This is a genomic window from Nocardia sp. NPDC006044 (assembly GCF_042871115.1).
Classification (GTDB): Bacteria; Actinomycetota; Actinomycetes; order Mycobacteriales; family Mycobacteriaceae; genus Nocardia.
This window is the reverse complement of record NZ_JBIAID010000001.1, coordinates 2,451,684-2,468,293: the sequence shown is the minus strand read 5'-3', so window position 1 is coordinate 2,468,293 and position 16,610 is coordinate 2,451,684. Positions and strand designations below refer to the sequence as shown.

General features: G+C 66.4%; 14 protein-coding genes. 11 read left to right on the top strand and 3 right to left on the bottom strand.

Annotation, left to right across the window (positions count from 1 at the left end):
* The first annotated feature begins 259 nt into the window (after positions 1–259).
* From ACFYO1_RS11610 to ACFYO1_RS11585, 6 genes are all read left to right on the top strand, one after another.
* Positions 260–961 carry an LLM class flavin-dependent oxidoreductase gene (locus ACFYO1_RS11610; RefSeq protein ID WP_387229584.1) on the top strand — a complete coding sequence of 234 codons (702 nt, stop codon included), beginning with the start codon at positions 260–262 and terminating at the stop codon, positions 959–961.
* 166 nt (positions 962–1,127) lie between these two features.
* Entirely contained in the window at positions 1,128–1,940 is an 813-nt protein-coding gene (locus tag ACFYO1_RS11605) for a hypothetical protein (RefSeq protein WP_387229582.1), read from the top strand.
* Positions 1,941–2,298: 358 nt separating this feature from the next.
* Positions 2,299–2,625 (top strand): hypothetical protein, encoded by a 327-nt coding sequence (locus ACFYO1_RS11600; RefSeq protein WP_387229580.1) that lies wholly within the window; start codon positions 2,299–2,301, stop codon positions 2,623–2,625.
* A 644-nt stretch (positions 2,626–3,269) separates the two neighbouring features.
* Complete coding sequence (locus ACFYO1_RS11595) at positions 3,270–8,576, top strand: SDR family NAD(P)-dependent oxidoreductase (RefSeq protein WP_387229578.1); 5,307 nt, start codon at positions 3,270–3,272, stop codon at positions 8,574–8,576.
* Positions 8,577–8,658: 82 nt separating this feature from the next.
* Positions 8,659–9,975, top strand: a complete 1,317-nt coding sequence (locus tag ACFYO1_RS11590) for an FAD-dependent oxidoreductase (protein ID WP_387229576.1) — start codon at positions 8,659–8,661, stop codon at positions 9,973–9,975.
* Positions 9,968–10,957 carry a spirocyclase AveC family protein gene (locus ACFYO1_RS11585; protein WP_387229574.1) on the top strand — a complete coding sequence of 330 codons (990 nt, stop codon included), beginning with the start codon at positions 9,968–9,970 and terminating at the stop codon, positions 10,955–10,957. The genes ACFYO1_RS11590 and ACFYO1_RS11585 overlap by 8 nt, the downstream gene beginning before the upstream one ends.
* A 169-nt stretch (positions 10,958–11,126) precedes the next feature.
* On the opposite strand, the gene ACFYO1_RS11580 is transcribed toward ACFYO1_RS11585, so the two are convergent.
* Positions 11,127–11,441: a hypothetical protein gene (locus tag ACFYO1_RS11580; protein WP_387229572.1), complete on the bottom strand. Its 315-nt coding sequence runs from the start codon at positions 11,439–11,441 to the stop codon at positions 11,127–11,129.
* Between the two features lie 232 nt (positions 11,442–11,673).
* Between ACFYO1_RS11580 and ACFYO1_RS11575 the strand changes: the two genes are divergently transcribed.
* On the top strand, positions 11,674–12,348 hold the full coding sequence (locus ACFYO1_RS11575; RefSeq protein ID WP_387229570.1) for a FadR/GntR family transcriptional regulator: 675 nt from the start codon (positions 11,674–11,676) through the stop codon (positions 12,346–12,348).
* Positions 12,349–12,427: 79 nt separating this feature from the next.
* On the opposite strand, the gene ACFYO1_RS11570 is transcribed toward ACFYO1_RS11575, so the two are convergent.
* On the bottom strand, positions 12,428–13,036 hold the full coding sequence (locus ACFYO1_RS11570; protein ID WP_387229568.1) for a TetR/AcrR family transcriptional regulator: 609 nt from the start codon (positions 13,034–13,036) through the stop codon (positions 12,428–12,430).
* 111 nt (positions 13,037–13,147) lie between these two features.
* Between ACFYO1_RS11570 and ACFYO1_RS11565 the strand changes: the two genes are divergently transcribed.
* From ACFYO1_RS11565 to ACFYO1_RS11550, 4 genes are all read left to right on the top strand, one after another.
* Positions 13,148–13,864, top strand: a complete 717-nt coding sequence (locus ACFYO1_RS11565; protein ID WP_387229566.1) for an alpha/beta fold hydrolase — start codon at positions 13,148–13,150, stop codon at positions 13,862–13,864.
* A gap of 34 nt (positions 13,865–13,898) precedes the next feature.
* On the top strand, positions 13,899–15,164 hold the full coding sequence (locus ACFYO1_RS11560) for a YhgE/Pip domain-containing protein (RefSeq protein ID WP_387229564.1): 1,266 nt from the start codon (positions 13,899–13,901) through the stop codon (positions 15,162–15,164).
* Positions 15,165–15,200: 36 nt separating this feature from the next.
* A complete protein-coding gene (locus tag ACFYO1_RS11555; RefSeq protein ID WP_387229562.1) occupies positions 15,201–15,635 on the top strand; it encodes a hypothetical protein in 435 nt (144 codons plus the stop codon).
* 95 nt (positions 15,636–15,730) lie between these two features.
* Complete coding sequence (locus tag ACFYO1_RS11550) at positions 15,731–16,006, top strand: hypothetical protein (RefSeq protein ID WP_387229560.1); 276 nt, start codon at positions 15,731–15,733, stop codon at positions 16,004–16,006.
* Between the two features lie 196 nt (positions 16,007–16,202).
* On the opposite strand, the gene ACFYO1_RS11545 is transcribed toward ACFYO1_RS11550, so the two are convergent.
* Positions 16,203–16,526: a hypothetical protein gene (locus tag ACFYO1_RS11545; RefSeq protein ID WP_387229558.1), complete on the bottom strand. Its 324-nt coding sequence runs from the start codon at positions 16,524–16,526 to the stop codon at positions 16,203–16,205.
* Positions 16,527–16,610 lie beyond the last annotated feature (84 nt).

Here is a 16,610-nt window from a genome sequence, read left to right as displayed (position 1 = left end):
GCCACTGTGGGGTGATGAGGGTGGTGTCCGGGGGCGGGTTCACACCGCTCGCTCCCGGCGATTCACGTGACCTGCAATGGATTCCGTACGTTGCGGAGCTCGACATGGATGCGGCGGCCAAGCAAGCGGTCGTGCTGGGAGCGCGAATCGTCAAGCCGCGCACCGATCTACGGCCGGGATCGGTAGTCGTCATCGATGAGCCCGGTGGCGCGACGCTGGCACTGTGGCAGGCAGCGAAACGGCAGGGTGATGCGTTGTCGTGTGCCCTGCGCGCACGGCGGCGATCATCGATCATGCCCGCCTCGCCGAGCAACTCGGCTACCACCGGTTGCGGGTGTTCGAATCACCCGCGCTGCATACCGATCTGTGGATCGGGCTCGCTAGAGCCGCGGCATCGACCCAACGCATCGGGCTCGGAGCCGGGGTCGCCGTCGCGGGCCTACGTCATCCAATGGTGGCCGCGGCCGCAGCCTCGTCGGTCACCGGACTCGCGCCGGGTCGACTGACAGTGACCTTCGGTACCGGCCGTACCGCGCGCCGGGTACTCGGCCAGCGGGCGGTTCGCGTCGTCGATCTCGTCGAGGAAGTTCGTCAGGTGCGCTCGTTTGCTGGCGGGCCAGGTGATCGACGTCGACGGAAAACCTTGCCAGATGCGGCAATTGCCGGCTTCGGCCCGCCCTGCCTGATCGAGGTGCCGATCTGGCTGGCCGCCGCGGGGCCACACGCCTTCGCCGCCGCGACCGATCTCAGAGTGCCTGGCGTGCTGGTCACCGACACCCCGGACCGATCGTGGCTGAATGCGCTCTGCTGCGATTCGGGGCGGTGCTACGCCCCGTCGAGGACCACAACTTCAGCCAGTCCGGCGTCTCGCTGGCAGGTCGGGCCCGGCTGTAATGCGCCACGCAGTCATCCATCGGGTACAGGGCCAGCGTTGAGTTGCCTGCGACTGGTGGCAGCCTGACTGTTCAGCGTCTGAAGCCACATTGTACAACGACATTTTATCTGTAAACGGTCGTCTCACGAATCCCGAAAAGCGGGTGAAGCACCGGCGATATACGCGCTACCTCCATATGCTTCGAGAGAGGCCGAGGGCTACCGTTCACCGCATCAAGTCAGGAGACAGGTCATTGGAGGAGCAGGAGGACGAGGCAGAGCAAGATCTGACGTCGAAGGTCGCTAAGTGGTTACAGCAACAGGGCTATCCACTTGAAATGCGCACAGCCAGAGAGCTCCAGTCTAAGAACATCTGGGCCAGCCTAGGCCACTACGAGGACGCCGAGTCTGGACAGCTGCGAGAGACCGACGTGTATGCTCGCGCGTCGCGTGAGGAAGAGGATGGCCCCACTCTCGATATCTGGCTTGCGCTTGAGTGCAAGACATCTCGGAGAAACCCGTGGGTCCTGTTCACCGATACCGTCAGCCCCTGGACGCAGAGAAATCTCAGGACGCAGCGCCTTTGCGCGCCGGACGATCGGAGGTGGCTAGCACGTGCGACGCGTAGTAGCACACAGTCCAAGCTTCCCATTCCTCTGCTCCAGGGTTATGCGCCCTTCGGATACGCCGTGGCACGCGCCCTTAACCGCAACAACGAAGATTTCGCCTTCGGCGCAATGATGTCGGTCGGCAAAGCGGCGGCCGGGATCCAAAAATCATTGTCATCAGAAGCCTCATTCTTCGGAGACCGAAACCACTCAGTAATAGTGCCAGTTCTTGTGATCGACGCTCCCTTGTTGCAGTGCCAACTGAAGGACGATGGGTCTATCGGTTTGCAGGAGATCGATCGCGGAACCGTTGTGTGGAAGTACCGCCTATCGCCAGACCATCCACCCAGCACCGTCATTAGAATTGTCACACCCAGTGTGCTTCCGCAGCTCGCAGACGATCTCAATCTGACAGCCGACAATCTGTTCGCTACCTTGAAACGTCAGCCACAGCAGTAGGTCGCCCCGTGGGTGGTTGTCTTGTCTGCGCATACCGGGCTGGCTTCCCGCTTGCCCACAACCCCCTTCTCACGCCCCCGGCGTGTGCACTATGCGGCAGAGCCAGGGGAGACGACTCGCTAAACAGCAAGAAACCGTTTGCGTTCCTTGGGACCCTCACTGGACCGGAATTGGCCGGTCTCCTAGAGCACAATGTCGAAACGAAGGAGCGAAACTGCCTCGCCGGACGATCCTGCTGCCAAGGTATCTGGCCTGAGTGCCGACAAAACCGCTTTCCGGCAGCTGGCTCTCAACCCTTCGGCTGGTCCAGAGTGCAGCTGCTGCTCGGCTATCCGAACGGGATCGGATCTATCGGAGCATGTCTCAAAGTCAACGCCGTTCGCTGCTACTACTGCGTCGCCGAATTACCGACGCGGACACGAAGTTACAGCGCCACCTGGCAGCCATCGAAGCAGGCGTAGACCCGGCAGCTTTCGTGACTTCGATGAACGCGGCACAGGCCGAGAAGGCCGCAGCACGGGCCGAACTTGACGCAATCCCGAAGCCGATTCGACTGACGGAAACCGAGATGCACAAGCTGATCGAATCAGCAGGAGACATCCGAGCCGTACTGACAGCTGGAACTCCGGAGGACAAGCAACTTCTCTACGAAGCCCTGAACATCCACGTCCGATACCAGCACTGACAACAACTCGCTGTTGTCAGTGTCAGCCTCCCTGGGTTTAGCACTGGTGTCCGGAACACTATGCCTACGCACTCCACCAGGGAACATCGCTGGAGATCGGGCAATAGAGGCGGAATGTCCACTTGGGCTGGACCGAAGGGATTTACCCGGCATGCACCGCTCAGCCGGGTTCGTTCCATCCGATGGAACGCTCGATTGTGTCGCAACAATGGCCTGCCTCAGCCTGGGCATGAGTCGCCGATTGCCGGCGTTACCGAGCAGCTTCTGCCGAGACAGCCAGAAGTCGACCGAGCCGACCAATGCGTCGGATGCTCTTGCGTCCTCTTCGCGCGCTCGTATCGAGCATCCAGTCCGGTCGGCCGCGGTGGGACTTCCGCCCTCGAACTGCTTCGCGAGACGAAATCCGCTGTGCTGCAAAAAACACCGAGGTCGCGTGGTGCGGCCTGCGCTGGTTCCACCACGCGGAACCGTTCCTTGGGGGCGAGTGATGATGCGTGCACGCTGAACGGAACGCAACGCTCGGTTAACCAGATCGCGTCCCCGGCCATCCATTTCACGCTTCGAAGCTGCGGCGCGCGGACCGCTATCGGCGGTTTCGGGTGAAGGCGAGAGTCGTGCTCGCATATCACAGGAGGTAGCGAATTATGTCGGCATCGGCACAGGATCCTATTGCGATCATCGGCATGGGGTGCCGGTTGCCGGGCGGGGTGAGTTCGCCGGCCGGTTTGTGGGATGTGGTGGCCAACGGCCGTGAAGCGGTCGGGCCGGTACCCGCTGGAAGGTGGGATGCCGCGCGGTTGAAGGAATTTCAACATCCCGATGGCGTGAATCGTTACGGGATAGGATGTTTCGTCGACGGAGACCCGTGGTCGTGGGATCCGGAGGCGTTCTCGGTGGCCCCGGTGGAGGCGGCGTGGGTGGATCCACAGTTCCGGATGCTGATGGAGGTGTCCTGGGAGGCAGTCGAGCACGCAGGGCTCCCGATCGACCGGGTTCGGGGGTCACGTACGGGCGTCTACATGGGGGTGTACTCCCCGGACAATATCTGGCGCGAGGCCAGACCGGTTCAGGAGGCGCTGGATTCGCTGTATCTGTTCGGCAATTTCCACGCCGGCGCCGCCGGCCGCGTCGCGTTCGGTCTGGATCTTCGTGGCCCGGTGATGGTGGTCGGGACGCATTGTTCGTCCGGTTTGGTCGCCGTGGATGTGGCGTGCACCCAGCTCACCGCTGGTGACTGCGAACTCGCGCTGGCCGGTGCGGTGATGCTGATGATCTCACCGGAGACCCACCATCTGGAGGCACCGTATCTGTTGTCCCGGCGGGGCCACTGCCACGCGTTCGACGACCGGGCCGACGGCTACGTGCGCGGCGAGGGCGCGGGGGTGCTGGTGCTGAAGCGGTTGGCCGACGCGCGTCGTGATGGTGATCGTGTGCTGGCGGTGATCCGGGGATCCGGCACGAACAACGACGGTCGATCCGGCCGCCTGACCGCACCGTCAACGGTGTTGCAGCAGCAGCTGTTCCGACAGGTGGTGGCGCGCGCGGACATCGATCCCGGTGCGGTAGGCCTGGTGGAGACCCACGGCCCGGGTACCGCGGTGGGCGACCCGGTGGAATTCGAGTCACTGGACGCGGTCTACGGAATCGGTAGTGGTGCTTGCGCATTGGGTTCGGTCAAAACCAATATCGGTCACACCGAACCGGTTTCGGGTATCGCGGGCACGATCAAGGCCGTACAAGCGTTGCGCCACGGGGTGATTCCGCCGAACCTCAATTTCCGGACGTGGAACCGGCAGATCACCCGACGCGCGAATTCCCGGTTGTTCGTGCCCACCGAGCTGCGGGAGTGGCCGGTAGCGGACCGGACCCGTTTGGCGGCGGTGTCCTCCTACGGGCTGGTCGGCACCAACGCTCACCTCGTACTCGAGCAGGCACCGACGCGCAACGGTTCGTCGTGGCGGCCGGCGGCGCGCACTCCCGGGCCCGCGCCGAACCCAGCCCCCGAGGTGTACCTGCTGTCAGCGGGTTCTTCGGAAACCCTGGCGCGCAACGCGATCGGGCTGGCCGACTGGCTCGGCAACGATATCGAGGGTAAGGCGACGCCGCTGACCGACCTCGCGCACACACTGAACACCCGCCGCTGGCACGCGGCCCACCGCGCCGGGCTGATCGCCGCGGATCGGGCCGAGGCGATCCAGGCCGCGCGGGCTCTGGCCGGCGGGTACGACAGCGAGGCCGTGGTGTCGGATACGGTGCGGCTGCCCGATGGGCACGCCGGTCCGGTGTTCGTCTATACCGGGCAGGGCTCCCAATGGCCGGGCATGTGCCAAGGCCTACTCGACACCGAACCCGCCTTTCGCCGAACGATCGAGGAACTCGAACCACTGGTGCAGGCCGAGAGCGGCTTCTCCGTGTACGAGATGCTGCGTGAGCCGGTGCGGTTGCGCGGGATCACGCGGATACAGCCCACCTTGTTCGCGGTTCAGCTCGCGTTGACCGAGCTGTGGCGCTCCTGGGGAGTACGGCCCGCCGGTGTCATCGGGCATTCGATGGGTGAGGTGGCCGCGGCCGTCGTGGCCGGAGCGCTCGAACCCGCCGATGCCGTCGCGGTGATCTGCCGGCGATCGGCGTTGATGGACACGATCGCCGGTGGCGCCATGGTCTCGGTTCTGCTGGGCGCCGCCGAGATCGCCGCCGATCTCGATCGCGCCCGGGCGGATCGGGTGTCGGTCGCGGTGCTCGCGGCGCCGAATTCGACGGTGGTTTCCGGTGACCCGGCGCAGATCGCCGATCTGGTACAGGAGTGGAGCGGCCGAGGCGTGCCGACCAGGACGATCGATGTCGACGTCGCGTCGCATTCCGCACATGTCGACCCCATCCTCGATCAATTGCGCACGGCCCTGGCCGAGCTCAACCCGCAGCCGCCGCGGTTGCCCTTCTACTCCACAGTCACCGACGATGCCCGCGAGCCGGGCCTGCTCGACGCCCGGTACTGGGTGGACAATCTGCGCCGCCCCGTCCGGTTCGCCGCCGCCTGTGCGGCCGCCGTGGCGGCGGGGCATCGTCTGCTGATCGAAAGCTCACCGCATCCCCTCGCGGTCGGCGCGATCATCGACACCTCCGGCGACCTCGGCATCGCGGACGCTGTCGCGCTCGGCACCCTGCGCCGCAACACCCCGGACCGTCATGCCTTCCTGACCCACCTGCTGAGCGCTCATTGCGCCGGCGCGGAGATCGACTGGTCGTGCCGCTATGGCGACGGCGCGCTGGCGGAGCTGCCGCCAACGACGTGGCGACGGATCCGCCACGGCGGCACCGACCAGCCATACCAGCTCGTCGCACCGGGTCTGGTCGGGGCTGATCAGCATCCGCTGCTGGGCGGGTACGTGCACGACCCGGACACCCCGGGGCGGCATCTATTTCAGACACCGATCAGTCCGGCCCGGGTGCCGTGGTTGGCCGATCACCGAATCGCCGGGGTTCCGGTGTTGTCGGGCACAGCGATCGCCGACATGATGCTCACCGCCGCCACCCGCGTCTTCGGCACCCACAACGTCGCGCTCGCCGGCCTGACCCTGGACCGACCGCTGGTGCTCGCCCCGGAACCGACGGTCACGACTCGTCTCACACCGAGCGCCGGTGAACGCGAGCACGAGGTGACCGTGCTGGCCGTGACCGAGCGTGGTTCGGTAGCGCATGCCCGCGGCGCCGTACGCATGCTCCGCACCGAACCCGAAGCCGTGATCGCCACCTCGGACGAGGACGACCCGAGCTGGCAGGACGCGGTGCCGGCGGAATTGTATCGGCGATTCGAACAACGCCACGGCGTGCAACACGGCGCAGCCTTCGCCGCCACCGAACGCCTGCGGCTGCATGCGGATAACACCCGCGCGATCGGCACGATCCGTATCCCCGATACGGCGCGCGTGTCTGCCTGGACGATGACGGCCCACCCGGCGTTGATCGACGCGGTAGTGCAGACCGCGGCAGCGATCTGGCTGCTACGCCACGACACCGAACCCGGGCCGGTGATGGTCGCGGGGATCGGCGACATCCGCGTCCGCGGCCGGATCGGCCACACTCGGCTCGCCCACGTCACGATGATCGCGAGCAACCGTCTGGAATTCACCGCGAACGCGGTGCTGACCACCATGACCGGCTCGGTCACCGCCGAGATCGACGAACTGCGACTGGTGAACATCACCTCACCCGAGCAACGCTTCCAGCAACGGGTCGCTCACCAGACGTGGGAACCGGTTCCACGCCCACCCGACACCGGCGATACCGCGACGCGGACTCGCTGGCTGGTCATTACCGAACCGGATACCGACTGGGGCCCGGCCCTGGCCCAGGCCCTGGGCACAGACGCCCGGATGCTCACTCACCCGCTCGCTGATCACGACACCTTCGCCGATCGGTGTAGCGCCGAGCTACGACTCGACGACGCCGAAGGATCGGCGCACAACCTCGACGGCGTCGTGATCGCGGTGGCCGACCCAGGCCCGGAACTCGTCGAGTCACCGCCGAGCAGAGCTCGCGCGCACGTCACCCGCGTAGCCGCGGTACTGGCCACACTCGCCGCGCTGCCCCGTCCGCCACGACTGTGGGTCGCGCTGCGCACCACCGGGGATCGCCCGTCACCGGCCACCGCTGGGTTATCGGGACTGGTGCGCAGTGCGGTCTACGAATGCCCGCAGTCGGCTCCCAGCATGGTGCGTACCGACGGTAGCGTCGACGCCGCCGAACTCGCGCACGACCTGCGCGCCGCCGCCGACGCACCCACGGAGATCGCGTGGCGGCACGGCGAACGCCGGCTGGCCCGATTGCGCTTGGGCTTACCCGCTTCCTGCCCGTCGTGGGCGCACGACACCCCGGTACGTCCCGACGGCGCCTACCTGGTCACCGGCGGCGTCGGCGCACTCGGGCTGACCGCGGCCCGGTGGCTGGCCGCCCGCCATGCCGGACACGTAGTGATCTGTGGCTGGAACGCACCCTCCGACGAGGTCCAAACGGTCCTGGACGGCATCCGCGACGGTGGCACCGGCGTGTCGGTCGTCGTCGGCGATCTCGGCGAGGCACGCACCGCCGAGCATGCCGTCACCGCCACGGGCGGGTACCCCCTGCGCGGCATCATCCACTCGGCGGGGGTAGTCGATGACGCCACCCTCACCACGCTCACCCCCGCGTTGATCGCCCGGGTGTGGCGCGGCAAAGTCAACGGTGCCTGGGCACTGCACGAAGCCCTGCAACGCCACGGCCGGCAGGTGGACTTCTGGGTCAACTACTCCTCGTGCGCGGCACTGCTGGGCTCTCCAGGGCAGGCCGCTTACGCCGCGGCCAACACCTGGCTGGACGAGTTCACCGAATGGCGTCGCGCCCAGGGTCTTCCGGCGAGCGCCATCCAGTGGGGTGCCTGGAGCGATATCGGACGCGGCCAGCACATGGCCGAGCGCGGTCTGGGCCTGATCAGTCCGGCCGACGGCACCGACGCGCTGGAACGCACCGTGATCGCTGGATACGGCCAGATCGCTTATGCCCCTGTCGATCTCGACCGCTGGCTGGAACCTTATCCGCACGCGGCGGCCAACACCCTCTTCGACGATGTCGTCGTCACCGCAGGCGAGGACGACATCAGCCCCGTGGTAGCCGAACTACTGTCCGCCACCAGTGAACACCAACGCCGCGGCATCCTCGAACGTCACATCATCGACTGCGTCCGGCAGGTCCTGGGCGGCACCGCGCGCCACATCACCGGCTCTACCAGCCTGGTCATCCTCGGCATGGACTCGCTCGGCGCGGTCCAGCTACAGAACCAACTCGGCCGCAGCCTCGGCATCGTGCTCGATCCCGGCGTCGTCTGGGTGCGCCCCACACCGACCGCGCTCGCCGAATGGATCACCGAACGAATGGGCCACACCGACACCCTCGGCGCGGAGCCGGTGTCGCCATGACGAACCCGGCGGTGCCGCCGCGGAACTCGACAACGACGATGACACGGCTCCACCGGTCCCCCGATGGATTGGCGGCGCACGTATGCGCGCGGTGATTCTCGGCGGCAGCATCGCCGGCCTGCTGGCCGCTCAGGCGTTGACCGAGCACGTCGACGAAGTCGTTGTCGTGGAACGTGATCGGCTACTCGACAGTCCAGGTCAGCGGCCGGGGGTACCACAGTCAGTACACCTGCACGCCTTGGTACATCGAGGGCTGCGGGAGATCGAGCAGCTCGTGCCCGGATTCGCCGCCGACCTGGCCGCGGCCGGCGCGCGAGCCTTCGATTTCGGGGCTGACACGGCCATCTACAACCCGGCGGGCTGGAGCAAACGATTCCCGTCCTCCTTGACGATCTACGGCGCCAGTCGAGTGCTGATCGAATCGGTCCTGCGCGACCGCGTCCTCGCCCACCCCCGGGTCCACCTGTGTTGCGGGCGCGCCGTCGAGGGTCTGGTCGGCGACGCGCGAACCATCACCGGAGTCCGTCTCCAGGCCACGCCCATCCCCCTCGACGCCGACCTGGTCGTCGACGCCACCGGCCGCGGTTCCCGCGCCAGGCACTGGCTGGCCAGGCTGGGCTATCCCCCGGTGCCCGAAGTCGTGATCGACGCGCACGTGGGCTACGCCAGCCGCCAATACGCGATCCCCGATCGCCACATCGCCGACTGGCACGCCTGCTACGTCCAGCTCGCCGCACCCCATCGCCCCCGCGGTGCGGTGCTCGCCCCCGTCGAAGGCAACCGGTGGATGGTCAGCCTGATCGGGGTCAAGTCCCATCGCCCGACCACGACCGAAGACGACTTCCTGCGCTTCGCCCGCAGCTTGCCTACCCCGGCCATCGCCGAGGTCCTTGCCCACGCCACACCACTCACCCCCATCCTCGCCACCCACGCCACCAGCAACCGCCGCCGATACGTCGAGAACGCGCACGGCCAACCGACCAACCTCATCCATCTGGGCGACGCCGTGTGCAGCCTCAATCCCATCTACGCCCAAGGCATGAGCACCGCCGCCGCGGCAGCCGCATTGCTGGCGCGCTGCTGCCGAACCCGACCCCGCAGCTGCGACCTCGCCCCCCGATTCCACCGGCAGCTGGCCCGCCTCAACAACTGGGCATGGCAACTGGCCACCACCACCGACCTGAGCTGGCCCACCACCGACGGCGGCCCACCGACGCTCCTCCAACGCATCACCGACCGCTACGCCGAGCACGTGTTCACCGGCGCCACCGACAACCCCCAGGTCGCGAGCGCAGTGCTCGACGTACTGCACCTGCTACGGCCGCCACGCTCGCTGCTGGCCCCGACCACTCTGGCCCGCACGCTACGAGCAACTCACCGAGGAGCACACGTTGACTAGCGACACCGCTGCCTCCCCGCAACCGGCAACCACCACCGCGGCCGTCAAAGCCGGCTGGTTCCTGCTACCTCGTCCGGTCTGGACCGGATTCGGGGTAGCGAGCCTGGTCGTACAGCTGATCATCTTTGCCCGCTGGCTCGCCGACGGCGGCCACCGGCTCGCCCCCGCCCCGACCTCCGGCAACAACTTCCCTATCGTCACCGAATTGGTGATCTGTGCGTTCTATAGCGCGATCATCATCGCGGGTCTGGTGGTCTACCTGCGTCGCATGCGCAGAGAAGGGCGCATGAACCTCGAACTGGCGCTCTGCCTGGGGACGTTGCTGTCCCTGTGGATCGAACCGCTGGTCAACCTACGGACCCGAGTCATGCAATACAACGCCCACGGTGTCGCCGTCATATCGTCCTGGGCGCCCTACGTACCCGGATGGTCCGGTGCGCCCGCGCACTATGAGCCCACTCAGCTGCTCATCCTCATTCCCGCCTGGGTGGGCGGCGCCGTCGCCGGCATGACCGCGTGCAGCCTGCTCATCCGACTACGCCGACGCTACCGACTCGGCATCGCACGCTTCATCCCCATCCTCATCGGGACCAGCGTCCTCTTCACACTCCCGGCAGACCCGCTGTTCTACGCCCTGGGTTTCTTCCGCTGGGACAGCGGAATCGCCGGATTCACCCTCTTCCCAGGCACCTGGCATCAGTTCCCGCTCTACGAAACCATCTCCTTCAGCATCCTCATGGCCAGCTACCTCACCTTCTACTACTGGTACAGAACCAAAGGCACACAATTCTTCGACCCGCCGGCCACCGCGCCCCGCCCCCTGCAACGCGTCATCCCCGTACTCGCCGTCATCGGCGTCACCAACGCAATAATGATTCTCTACATCTTCGTTTTGGGACTCTTCGGCCAGTTCGGCACCATCAGCCCCGCAGAACTTCCCGAATTCTGGAGCGTCCCGGTGCCTCCGACCGCAGCCGGATGACGGCACCGGCGCGGTGTGAACGCCAGCCGTAGCTGTCTCGGGTTCAACCAGCGCGATCGCCGAGGCTGCGGCCGCGCGGTGTCGGCGGCGATGCAGCAGGGCCGGTGAGGGCGGGTCGTGCATCCAGGACCGGCCGAGCGTGCGTCAACGCTCGGCCGGTCGCGTCGGATTACGGGTGGATCCAGGACCCGATCGGAGTGGGAGGCAATGCGCGGACCGCGACCATCACCGGCGCGCACCAGAACGTCGAGGACATGCACACGAACGCGCCCGTCTTGTCGTAGTTCCAGGCATCGCCGTGCCAGGACCAGGTCAACCCGTCCGGCGACGGGCTCATCGCGCATTCCTGCGGCGCTTTGCCCGCACACGGGCCCTCCAGTCCCCACGGGCCGACCGGGTAGGCCGACGCGGCCGGAGCGAGCGCCACACTCGCGGCGACGGCGACGGCGCCGAACGCAGCGGCGGCAAAGGCAGAGCGTTTCATGTTGAGATTCCTTCCCTGGACCGGCGGACCCCTCGACCACAGGCCCGAGGTCCGCACAAAGACTTGACAACTCGATAACCCGGAGATCGCCACAACAGGGCGACCGGACCAGTAGAATGTAAACATCAGATGTTTGTCAACCTTGCGTGTTCCCCGTATCGAGACCGGCGATGAGCAGGATGAAGGAGTTATCGAGGTGGCCGAACTGGCCAGGCCTGTTCGAGTGAGAACCTTGTCACAGCAGGTAGCTGACGAATTGCTGGATCGGGTGGTGGCGGGCGAATGGCCGGTAGGGGCCAAGATCCCATCCGAGCCCGAGCTCGTGAGTGCGCTGGGCGTCAGCCGCTCCACGGTCCGGGAAGCGGTACGGTCACTGGTGCAGGCGCGCATGCTCGAACCCCGGCGTGGCGACGGCACCTACGTGCGCTCGGCCAGCCCCCTGGAGTATCCCCTGCTCGACCGGCTGGCTCGCGCCAGCGCACGCGATGTCCTGGAAATGCGTGTGATGCTCGAACAGCGCACCGTGCGCCTGGCCGCGGCCCGCGCCAGCGACGCCGACGTCGACCGGCTCCGCGCGCAGCTGCGCCTGCTCGAGCTGGCGGCCCTGCACACCGACACGGTCGAACAATTCCTGCCCGCCGCACTGGCGTTCTACTCCGCGCTCAACGAGGCCTCGCGAAACCCGTTGCTCGCCGAGCTCTACCGGTACCTGATGACCGCCCCGATTCCCGGTGTCGCCATCGACACCAGCTGGAACCCTGACCACGCCGCTGATCTGCTCACGCGGCTGCGCGACATGGTCGACGCAATCGCCGCCCACGATCCCGATCGCGCCGAACATGCCGCCCGTGCCGCCGGAACCGCATGGTTACCCCGCATCCCCACCGCCGAGCAACCCCTGGTCTGATCGCATACCTGTATCAAATAGGTCGATTCTGCTTCGACTGCCGTCTTCTCGTAATTCTCGTGTGGGCGCCCCGGCGGGGTCATTCCCGCAGTGCGCGGGTGATGAAGTGCTGGGTCTGTTCGATCGTGTCCTGCTTCAGGTTTTCCGGCAGCGTGCTCAGTGGGCCGTCGACCAGTAGCTGCGCGAGTCCGTGAATGGTTGCCCATACCGGTGTTTCGACCTCGGCGCGGCGGTCGGCGGGCAGCACCCCGGCCGTCACCAGACCGTCGAGCGCGTCGGACAGCAGCAGGAAGGATTCCGAGGAGGACGCGGTCGGGGTCTCGTGGTTGAACGCTGCTCGGAACCAGCCCGGTTCCTGCTGGGCGAACCGCAGGTAACCACGACCGAGGGCGTGTAGTCGTGCCAGCGCTTGGGCGGGTGGTTCCGCGTGCGGGGGCACCGGCTCTGCTGCCATGGCGCGCGTCAGTTCCTGCTGGACGTGGTCCTTGACTGCGACGATCAGCTCGTGGTGGCTGGCGAAGTGCCGATAGGCCGATGTCGCTGACACGCCGACTCTGCGTGCCGCTTCCCGTAGCACAATCGCTTCCGGTCCGCCCACGCGCGCCAACTCGATCGCGGCGCCGATCAGCGCGTTCGACAGATCCCCATGGTGATAGCCCTTGCGGGTCACCCTTGCCGTGGTGCTCATGCGCCGACCTTACCGCAAATGTTGACAGTGTTACCATTCCCATTTATGTTAACGGCATAAACATCGCATCCGTCCGATCATCGTTTCGCTACTGCAGGGAGCCCGCAGCTCATGAGCACACCGACCATCGTTTTCGTCCACGGCGCCTTCGCCGATGCCACCGGTAGCTGGGATGCGATCGCCCGCACCCTGATTCAGCGCGGCTACCCGGTCCTCGCCCCGGCGAACCCCCTGCGCGGCCTGCGGCACGACGCGCAGTATCTGCGAGCGGTGCTGGCCACGGTCCCCGGACCGGTCGTTCTGGTCGGGCACTCCTACGGTGGCGCGGTCATCACCGCGGCCGCGACCGGAATCGACGCCGTCACCGCTCTGGTCTACGTCGCCGCGTTTGCTCCCGACCAGGGTGAATCCGCTGGCGCGATCGACGAAAAGTTCGGCGGCGCGGCACAACACGTCACCCAGGCCCGCCCGCTGCCCGGCGCCACCGACCCGCAGGGCCCGCCCAACATCGAACTCGCGATCGATCCGGCACAGTTCCACCGCGTCTTCGCACCCGACACCGACACCGACACCGCCGCGCTGCTCGCGGCGACCCAGCGCCCGCTGGCACTGGCCGCGATGCTCGAACCCGTCGACACTCCTGCCTGGAGATCGCTGCCCACCCACTACGCCATAGCCACCCGCGACCAGATGATCCCCACCGACGGCCAGCGGTTCATGGCCGCCCGGATGAACGCCGCCACCATCGAGGTGCCCACCGGACACCTGGCAATGCTCGGCGCACCGGAGGCCATCACCGGCCTGGTCACCGCCGCGGCCACCTGCTGACCGACAGTACTGCTCGACGAACAGGAACGATGATATGAGCCTGCGTGCCACAGCACTATTGCGCAGCCCCAAAATCTGGGTGTTCACCGTATTCGCAGCGGTACTGGGTTTGGTGTTGACGCTGGGATATCTGGGTGGGGTGCTCGACACCGACGCGCCAGCGGGCCGGATCCCGATCCTGTGGGTGAACACCGACACCGGAGCCGGAACTATCTCGGCCGGAAAGGTTCTCACCGAACATATACGCACGGGCACGGCCGCCGGGGCAGCGCACTGGATCACCGCCGACGACGAGCCGGCCGCGCGGCAGATGCTGGCCGAAGGCGCCGGCTACGCCGCGGTGATCGTGCCGCCCGACTTCAGCTCCCGCCTGGCCGGCCTGACCGATCCCACCGGCGCCCCCGCCCCGCCGACGATAACCGTACTGACCAACCCGATCGCGGGCCCCGCAGCGACCGGCACCGCCACCGGTGTCGCCCAGACAGTGCTCGCGCAGCTGTCCCGAGCACTCGGCGCGAACCTGACAACCCACCTACCCGCGGACAGTCCGGCGAAAACCGGTGCCGCACAGGTGGCGCTGGCCAACCCGATCACGGTGGTGACGACGCCCACCGCCCCCGCACCCGCACACACCGCGGGCGGGATGGCGGCCTTCTACTACACGCTGGTCCTGATCCTGACCGGATTCCTGATCGCCCAGCTGCTGCACTCCGGGGTCGACGGAATACTCGGGTTCACCCCACGAGAGTTCCTGCACAAGAGGGCAACCCACCCTCCGCTGCCGATAGGGCGCGTGCAGACGCTGCTGACCAAGGTCGTATTGATGACCGGATGCGCGGCCATCGCCGCCACCGTAATCGAGACGGTGGCAGTAGCCGGACTGGGGATGCCCAGCTCCGCCCCGCTGGGTCTGTGGGCCTTCTCGGTGCTCGCCGTCGCCACCGCCGGAGTGCTGCCCTTGGTGCTACTCGCGGTGTTCGGGGCACCAGGTGCACTGCTGGCGACGGTGGTGCTGGTGGTCTTCGGGGTGCCGTCCTCCGGCGGCGCTTACCCACCGGAACTGCTACCAGCGGTCTTCCGCCGCCTCGGTGAGGTGCTGCCGATGCGCCACGTGACCGACGGTGTCCGCGACCTCGTCTTCACCACCCCGGCGACCGGTCTCACCGGCAGTATCGCCGCCGTCCTCGGATGGCTGCTCGTCAGCCTCGCCACCGGGGTCGCCCTGACCCACTTCTACGACCACAGCGGACGCCTCCGCGCCAGCACCCACGAACTCTCCATTCCCACCGTCGCGGCCTGACCCACCGCTCCCGGCCTCATCCAAAGGAAGACACCCATGTCCACTCAGCCACTCACCCTCTCCAGCACCTGGGGCGCGGTCACCCGCACCGGCCACTGGCAGGTCCCCGCCGCGATCACCGCCAACTCGACCATGGGCTCGATCCTGCTCGACTTCACCGCCGCCGACTGCCCCCACTCCGAAGTGGACCTCCGAGTCAACTGCCAGGCCGGAAAGATCACCCTCATCGTGCCGTCGGGCTGGGCGGTCGACGCGAACGAACTTACCGCCCACGGCGCCGGAGTCACCATCACCGGCGAGCACCGCGGCGACCCAGGGCTGCCCCTGCTGCGAGTGACCGGTCGAGTCGTCTGGGGCGGAGTCCTCATCACCGACCCCGAAGGCTCAAAAACCGCCCTCGACTCCCGCGCCGACCGCGAACAGCGTCACCACGAACGCCACGAGGAACGTCACCGCGAACGCCATCGCTGACATCACACTCGGAACTATCGGACGCGAGCGGCTCATCGACAACTGGTCGTACCCGAACGTCCACGGCGACATACTGTTCACCGCAGACGGAGCAGGTGCCCGCACCGGGAGCGATTCATCTCTACGACTCCTACGGCCAGAACATCGACCCAGCCACCGGGATGATCGGCGATATTCCGATCCCAGCCACCGCCGAAGACGGTGTGGACTTCGGATACCTCGGCCAGCACACTGTCCCGATCGAACACATCGCCGGCCAGCAAGCCCTCGAGATGGGAGCCCGCACCTGCCGATACTCGCCGATTGCCGCAAATCGACCCCGTCCTCGGCGGATCAGCAAACAACTACGAGTACGAAACACGAACATCTGACGATCAGGGGCAATCAGAGAGTTCCCGATGTATTGGACCACACGCACAAGGTTATTGATGAGATAAAGAACGTGGAGCATCTGGCCTTGAACGAGCACCTCAGTGAACCGTCACGGGTTCGGGACCGGCTTCGTATTCGGCAGGGGCTTGGTTGTCCAGCCGCGAGTGCAGATGGGCGTTGTTTATACCAGTCGACCTATTCCATCAACGCGTATTCGACCTCGCTGATCGTCTTGAACGGGCCGTGCCGGTTGACGACTTCGGTCTGGAACAATCCGATGATCGACTCGGCCAGCGCATTGTCATAAGCGTCATCGACAGAACCGATGGATGCCGAGAGTCCTTGCACTGCCAGCGATTCGGTGAACTTGATCGAGGTGTATTGCTCAGGTTCAAGCGGTCGTCGGAATGATGGATCAGACCGGGTTCGCTCGGATGCCCGTAGTGACCGCGCCGCCAGATCGCCATGGTGAGCGCCTTGGACACTAACGCGGTCGTTTTCGTGCTCGCAGCTGTCCAACCACGATCGCCCGGGAGTAGGCGTCGAACACGAACGCCAAATACGCCCACCCCGACCAGGTCGATACGTAGGTGAATCCGCGAC